This is a genomic window from Microbacterium sp. Bi128 (genome assembly GCF_918698205.1).
The window spans coordinates 1-1,607 of sequence record NZ_CAKKMM010001181.1 but is presented as its reverse complement, the minus strand read 5'-3'; the positions used below and the strand labels follow the sequence as shown (position 1 = coordinate 1,607).

General features: G+C 70.8%; 1 pseudogene. It reads right to left on the bottom strand.

What is annotated here, in order from left to right:
* Positions 1 to 1,607 (bottom strand): annotated as a pseudogene (locus LQV45_RS31025) (peptidase S41); the annotation flags it as partial.

The window sequence follows — 1,607 nt, the reverse complement described above, 5'->3', positions numbered from 1 at the left end:
GCGTGGCTCGGACCAGCCGAGCCACGCGGAGTCGGGGGACCAGGTGAATCCCTCAATGCTGCCCTCCCCGATACTGCTCAGCTGGGATATCGTGCCCGTGCGGGTGTCGGCAAGGTAGATATCACCGAACGCCGTGCCGACGGCGAGCCAGCGCCCGTCCGGGCTGGCTTCGATGGCGCTGGTCCGGCTGGGCTTGGGGAAGTCGATCCGCGTCAGCTCATCGGAGGCAGGCGCGGCCTCCACGGCGGCGCCCGCACCGGCCCGGTCGGGCTCGGAGCCGGAGATGGAGCCGGCTGCGTCTGCAGCAGCCGGGGCCGGGACCGCTGCGACCGCGCCGGACACGGAACCGTTTGCACCGGCGGGGATTGATCCTGCGCCGGTCAGCGCGGCGGCGGACACCGGCTTCGGCAACTGCATGCCTGCGTCCTCGGCGGAAGCAACGGGCCGGGCCGTTGACTCGGCAGCGGACTGCACGGCCGGCTGCGGGGCCTTCGATGCTGCCACAGCCGCTCCGGCCAGGGGCGCCGCAATGGCTTTCAGGTACAGAGCCTCGACGCCGTCGTGGTCGGCGACATAGGCGATCCGGCCCTCGCCGAAGGGCCGCGGCAGCCGTGCCCGGCCGCCCGGGGTGGCCTCGAGGACGCGGGAAGGGCCGTCCTTGTGCCGCAGCCAGTGGACGGTTCCGTGGGATTCGACGGCACTGGACGCGCCCGTGCGGTCCGGTACGACGTCGCCAAGGTGCTTCGAGGGCTTCAGCGGGGCGGGCCGGCGCGCCTGCGAGGCGGAACCGAGCACAATGTCGAGCTTGACGGCCTCGGCGTCGAGGCTGGGCAGCAGCCAGAGCTCACCGGCCGATTCGAAGATCACGCGTTCGCCGTCGGTGGCGGCGTGGCGGACATAGAAGTCCTCGTGGTCCGTGTGGCGCCGCAGGTCGCTGCCGTTGGGCAGGACGGAATAGAGGTTTCCGTAACCCTCGTGGTCGGACAGGAACGCGATCCGTCCCTTGACCCACAGGGGGTCCGTGAGGTTTCCGTCCAGCGCGGCAGCGAGCCGGACGAATTCATCGTTTCCGTCGGCGTCGATCCACAGCTTGCCGGCGGCGCCGCCGCGGTAGCGCTTCCACCAGGCCGGCTCACGCGAGAGGACACTGGCGAGCACCACAGGGCGTTCGTCGCCGACGACGGGGCCGTAGGCCACGGACTCGACCGGGCCGAACGGGAGTTCCTGCGCCCAGCCGCCGGTCACGGGGAGGCTGTAGGCGTGGGTGTGACGGCTGTCGGACTGGCGGAACGCGCTGGTCACCAGGACGTCGCCGTCGGGGGTGAAACCCTTGACCCGGGTGGAAGGGTGGCCGAAGTAGCTCAACTGGCTGTAGCCGCCGCCGTCGACGTTGGCCGTGACGACTTCCGGGGCAGTCCCTTGGACGACGGTCCAGACCAGACGCTTGCCGTCGGGGGTGAAGCGCGGGTTGCGGGCCGGCGATTGCAGGGAGGATACGCGCCAGGCGCGGCCCCCGCCCACGGGTGCAATCCAGACGTCGTCCTCGGCCACAAAGGTGACCAGATCGCCGTGCAGATGCGGGAAACGGAAGTAACTCGAGGGGGTCA